Source organism: Listeria fleischmannii subsp. fleischmannii LU2006-1, assembly GCF_000344175.1.
In the GTDB taxonomy this organism is placed as follows: Bacteria; Bacillota; Bacilli; order Lactobacillales; family Listeriaceae; genus Listeria; species Listeria fleischmannii.
This window is the reverse complement of the sequence record NZ_ALWW01000076.1, coordinates 1-5,618: the sequence shown is the minus strand read 5'-3', so window position 1 is coordinate 5,618 and position 5,618 is coordinate 1. Positions and strand designations below refer to the sequence as shown.

Below are 5,618 nucleotides of genomic sequence, written 5' to 3'. Positions count from 1 at the left end.
TTTTTCGTTTAGTAGATTTCTTCTGAAAAATCTATTTAAGTTTACTGTTACTAAACCATCATTTTGTATTGAGATATCATTATTTGGTTCTTTAGGAAAAGTATCTTTTCTCTTATTTTTTAAGTTTAATTCATCACTTTCTCTTTCAAGGGGTAAATATTGACTCGCTCCTTCAAAATCTAATATCTCAGTACTAGAAATCTCGACTAAACTTTGAACACACTTTTTCATCCAGTCATAAATCCCCGTTAAATATTTTCTCGAATTAAAATCTTCTCTTCCCTCATAATCTCGAGATCTCTGATACTCCCACTTATCGTGCGCTGCCGGCTCCATCTCACTCAATTTTTGATTAACATCATCTCCTGTTGTATAAAAAAGCCCTATAAAATTAGTTGCGCCCTGAAAATGCTTTTTATCAAAAATTCTCATCCCTATTTTCCGAAACATAGCTACTTGCTTTGGATAATCTTTTCCTTCCAAAAGATATAATTCTAAGCCATCATAATCAGATGCATACTCATATCCCTCTTTTGGAAATTTCTTACCTTCAGTCATAGCTAAATAATACAAATAGGGTAAAGATTCTTCATAATTTGATTGTTCTTTGATAACTTGTAATAAATTTTCCTTGCAAATAATCGTATTTTCAACTTCAACTATTAGGGAATTATTAAAAATTGCTACAAAAAAATTCCTTAATGCTGATTGAATAATTTTTGATACCCACTTTTTCTCAACTAAAAAATCATAAATAAAGACATCAGTTCCTGTTTTTTCCCTCGAAAAAAAAGAATGTTGATAGAAATCCAATTTATTAATTTCTTGATCATATATTGGTGCATTATCTTTACTAACATCACCGTAAAAGCCCGTTCCCCTAAATTCTTGATTATTCGAAGTTCGACTCACTAATTTTGCGATTCCTTGAAAGGCCCTTATTCCTTCCTTATCTACAGTATTATAAAAAACAGTTCTTATTAAAGAACAAGCAAATGGCGCATTTTTCCCTATACCAAATGCCCCTCCATCTCCCATAGTTTTGTTAGAATTACCAATTGATTTTACAAGCCCTACCCAATTACTATTCTTATTTTTTAAATCTTTCGACCCAGTTAATCCAGTAGTATTGAAATCGCTAATTTTAAGTATATTTATTGTTTCCTTATCAATACTATGTAATGCTTTCTCGAAAAATGTCCTAGTTTTTGGGTTATCTCTCCAAGATTCTAAACATTCTTCTAAAATTGTCCTATACTGCTGATAATTAGGGAAGGAGTGAACATCAAGTTTGTTTTGCTCAAACTTGATTGTTACTGGTTTAGTTTTGTCTAACCTTGCATCTATTGAATTTTGTATTGTTTCCTTCGCTAAACTTTCATAGACATCATTTTTGAAAGTTTCAACACCGGCATCATTAAGCCCCTCAGAAAATCCACCATCCAATCTTGGAAACGACCATTTGTACTTTCCTCTCATTTACCTCTCTCCTTTATTCAGATAATATTTTCTCTATCTCTACTGCTAAAATTTGTGATATTCTCGGTGGTACTGCATTACCAATTTGCTGGTACTGAGAATCTTTAGTCCCCTTAAAAATAAAGCTATCTGGAAACGATTGTAATCTTGCGGCTTCGCGTATACTAATTGCTCTATTTTTTTTCGGATGAATCCACATAGATTTTCTAACATTTACGACAGTCCCAGATGGTTCATCATAAATAACCCTTAAATATATAGTATTCTGTGTCCTTTCCGGTGTTGTGTAAGTATTTTTCATCGTTTTCGAAAGGTCATGAAAATTCTGCCCTTCCTTTAAAAGTTTAAACCTTTGAAGTGCTACATCTGTTGTTTTTGTAACAACATGATTGTATATTTTTTTCGAATCACAAACTTTTTTCCTATATTCATTATCTTCATATGTATTGTTTTTTATGATGCCATCTTCACTAGAGAGATTAGATATATTAACAGCTATATCTTCCAAATCTTCAATAGCATCTCTCACAGTGAACCTTTGTTCAGATTTATAATTAAAAAAACTAGATATATCTGTATTGAGCATATCTTTTCTTATACCTATTAAAATAAACCTCTGACGTTTTTGAGGAACACCAAAATTCAGAGCATTGATAACATTTTTCGTTTGAACATAATCTTTACCAAGGATTTTATCGCTATATTCAATAACAGAGTATGACAAGACATGAGCATAAACAATATCATCGCCTTCATCATATTCTCGAATTAGACGGTTAGATTCTATTTCTTTAAGAATTTTCATAGATTTCTCAAAAAGCACGAATTGTTCCAAAGTTTCAAAAAAACCTTCGGAATATGTTTTATTTTCTATTGCCCTATTAAATATATCAAATTCAGGTTTAAAGTATGTAACCAATTCTTTCTTCATCAAGTCAACTAAACGCCCAGAATTCATTTTCAGGAATTTTTCAATCTTTTTTTTATCTCTTTTTTTTGTTATTAAGTGTATTCAGAGCCTTAAACAATTTTTCATCTACCAAATATTCTCTATATGTTTGTTTTTTAGCAATTATTAAAATATCAAATCTAAAAATATTATGTTCACTAATAATAATTCTTTCATTTCTTAAACTTATATCAAACCTATCTATTTCTTTTTTGTCATTCTTTGAATAATAAAATCGATGTTTCTCAGACTTAAGCATTTTCACATTTTCCATAACAAATATTTTAGGATTTAAATATTTAATCGCTTTAAAATATTCTTTGACTAAATTATTATTTGAACTAATCAATCCATTCTTCTGTCTATTAGCATTCGAAAAACCTTGACATGGTGGTCCGCCAACTACAACATCAATGTTACCATACGTTTCTAACAGATATTTATAATTAACATCTTCTATATTCGCCATCATCTCTATATTTGTATCATGATTGTTTTTATATGTTTCTTGTGCAAACTTATTATTTTCAACAGCAGCTATTATTTTAAAAGAGTCATTAACGCTAAAACCATAGCTTAGTCCTCCAGCTCCAGAAAATAGATCTATTACTTTATACATTGTTTATCCACCCTTATTCAAGTACCGTAATATCTTCAAATGATATTATGAATGTTGTTTTATGTTGAATTATTGTCATCCGATAATTCAACACCAATTATAGCAATTTTTATAACGAAAAGAAATACTATAATATATGTCATCTTATGTTACGAATTTGTCTTATTCATTCTCTTCTTCAAATCAGTTGTTATTTGATATTACCAGATGATTCAATAAAGATATTTGCCTACTTTGTAAACTACTTGGAGATAGCAGTACTTATATCTTTCTTAAAGGCCTCTCAAAAGCAGGTGAGCGTTACTAAAAAACATTAATCAGAATTTATAAAGTAGTTTTCCTTAGCCTCTTATAAACTATTTCGAAAGAATGCATATTTATAAATAAAGTTTTTTAACAAATTGCAAGAATATAATAACATTTAAAAAGTTGAATTTCAAGTTCATTCAGGCTATTTCATAATTTAAATACCTATTACTCTTTAATTCAAGTACAAAGATATATCACTGTAAAGCCGTGGAAAACAACTAGATTATTTCATATTTATACCCATCAAAAGAGAATAAATCTAATACACATATTTCACTAATCATGTTAAGTTTATTTTATATTCAAAATTCCAACTCAAGCAAAAAACTGCTAAGTATTGATAAATCAATACTTAGCAGTTTTTATCTATTCCCTACCCAATCGATCCTTCCATCTCAAACTTAATCAACCGGTTCATTTCAACAGCATATTCCATTGGCAATTCTTTCGTGAACGGTTCAATAAAGCCCATGACGATCATTTCAGTGGCTTCGACCTCTGAAACGCCGCGGCTCATAAGATAGAAAAGTTGTTCCTCGGACACTTTTGATACTTTAGCTTCGTGCTCAAGGGAGATATTATTGTTTAAAATTTCGTTGTACGGAATCGTATCTGATGTGGAGGCATTGTCCATAATAAGCGTGTCACACTCAATATTAGAACGAGCCCCATCCGCGTTACGACCAAAATGAACGATACCACGATAGGTCACGTTCCCACCATGCTTGGAGATGGATTTGGAAACAATCGTACTTGATGTGTTAGGTGCCATATGCATCATTTTCGCACCGGCATCTTGACGTTGCCCCTTGCCAGCAATGGCGATAGAAAGCGTCATACCACGCGCGCCCTCTCCTCTTAGGTAGCAAGACGGGTATTTCATCGTGAGTTTAGAACCGATGTTGCCATCAATCCATTCCATCGTGCCGTTTTCTTCCACAAAAGTTCTTTTCGTTACAAGATTATAAACGTTATTCGCCCAGTTTTGAATGGTTGTGTAACGGCAGTAAGCGCCTGGTTTTACGACAATTTCAACAACAGCCGAATGAAGAGAGTTTGTTGTATAAACAGGAGCGGTACAGCCTTCTACGTAATTGACACTCGCATTTTCATCTACAATGATAAGCGTACGTTCGAATTGCCCCATGTTCGGGGAATTAATTCGGAAGTAGGCCTGTAGTGGCGTGTCGATTTTAACGCCAGGCGGTACATAGATAAACGAACCTCCAGACCAAACGGCGGAGTTTAGCGCAGCAAATTTATTGTCAGAAGGCGGAATCACTTTTGAAAAATATTCTTTAAAGATGTCTTCGTTTTCTTTAAGCGCAGTGTCCGTATCTTTAAAAACGATGCCAAGCTCTTCCAAGTCTTTTTTCATATTGTGATAAACTACTTCCGATTCATACTGGGCAGAGGCACCTGCCAAATATTTTTGCTCAGCCTCTGGAATCCCCAGTTTATCAAACGTGCGTTTAATTTCTTCCGGAACCTCATCCCAAGATTGAACGGTTTGTTCAGAAGGCTTTACATAATACGTAATGTCCTCAAAATCAAGCTCTGAAAGGTCCCCGCCCCAAGTTGGCATAGGCATTTTATAAAATTGCTCTAGCGATTTCAAACGGAAGTCGAGCATCCATTCAGGCTCTTCTTTAATTTTTGAAATTTCGCGTACAACATCTTCCGTTAAACCGCGTTCTGTACGGAAAACGGATGTATCTTTATCATGGAATCCATATTGGTATTCGCCAATATCTGGAATTTCAGTCATAATTTACTCCTCCTTTAACGCATTTTTTCTTCATAAATCGCTCGCTCTAAAGCTTTCCAGGCTAGTGTGGCACATTTAATTCGTGCTGGGAATTTAGCAACGCCAGCGAGTGCCTCCACGTCCCCGTATTCATCAATCGTTTCATGATCATGTCCTTGTACCATTTCGGAAAATTGGTGTGCCATATGGATAGCCTCATCTTCCGTATGCCCGATAACACTTTCTGTCATCATGGAAGCACTGGCCATCGAAATCGAACATCCACTTCCCGTAAAGCTTGCTGCTGTAATAACATTATCATCGAGCTTTAAATGCAAATGAATTTCATCACCACATGTCGGGTTATTTAAATCAATCGTAACGTTTGACTCCGCGAGCTCCTCCTTTATTCCGAGGTTCTTGTCAATGGTCCATAATCTGCTTCTCTATAATCCCTATCATAATTACCGACTTCTCACTAAGTCCCAAATTACTCCTTTGACATCAACTTTAAT

At 33.7% G+C, this 5,618-nt stretch carries 4 protein-coding genes and 1 pseudogene; all 5 read right to left on the bottom strand.

Features of this window, described 5'->3' with window-relative positions; translation table 11 throughout:
* The coding region (locus tag LFLEISCH_RS14170) for a hypothetical protein (RefSeq protein WP_007478004.1) at positions 1–1,479 on the bottom strand (1,479 nt) is incomplete at its 3' end.
* Positions 1,480–1,492: 13 nt separating this feature from the next.
* On the bottom strand, positions 1,493–2,410 hold the full coding sequence (locus LFLEISCH_RS15165) for a DNA cytosine methyltransferase (protein ID WP_241432926.1): 918 nt from the start codon (positions 2,408–2,410) through the stop codon (positions 1,493–1,495).
* A gap of 52 nt (positions 2,411–2,462) precedes the next feature.
* Entirely contained in the window at positions 2,463–3,047 is a 585-nt protein-coding gene (locus tag LFLEISCH_RS15160; protein WP_040504903.1) for a DNA cytosine methyltransferase, read from the bottom strand.
* 682 nt (positions 3,048–3,729) lie between these two features.
* Positions 3,730–5,124 carry a Fe-S cluster assembly protein SufB gene (sufB, locus tag LFLEISCH_RS14155; protein ID WP_007478002.1) on the bottom strand — a complete coding sequence of 465 codons (1,395 nt, stop codon included), beginning with the start codon at positions 5,122–5,124 and terminating at the stop codon, positions 3,730–3,732.
* 14 nt (positions 5,125–5,138) lie between these two features.
* A pseudogene (gene sufU / locus LFLEISCH_RS14150) lies at positions 5,139–5,526 on the bottom strand (Fe-S cluster assembly sulfur transfer protein SufU); the annotation flags it as partial.
* Positions 5,527–5,618 lie beyond the last annotated feature (92 nt).

Bases quoted from the DNA above. Each gene is read 5' to 3' on its own strand.
- LFLEISCH_RS15165 (WP_241432926.1), bottom strand. From the start codon at position 2,410: ATGAAGAAAGAATTGGTTACATACTTTAAACCTGAATTTGATATATTT.
- LFLEISCH_RS15160 (WP_040504903.1), bottom strand. From the start codon at position 3,047: ATGTATAAAGTAATAGATCTATTTTCTGGAGCTGGAGGACTAAGCTAT.
- sufB (WP_007478002.1), bottom strand. From the start codon at position 5,124: ATGACTGAAATTCCAGATATTGGCGAATACCAATATGGATTCCATGAT.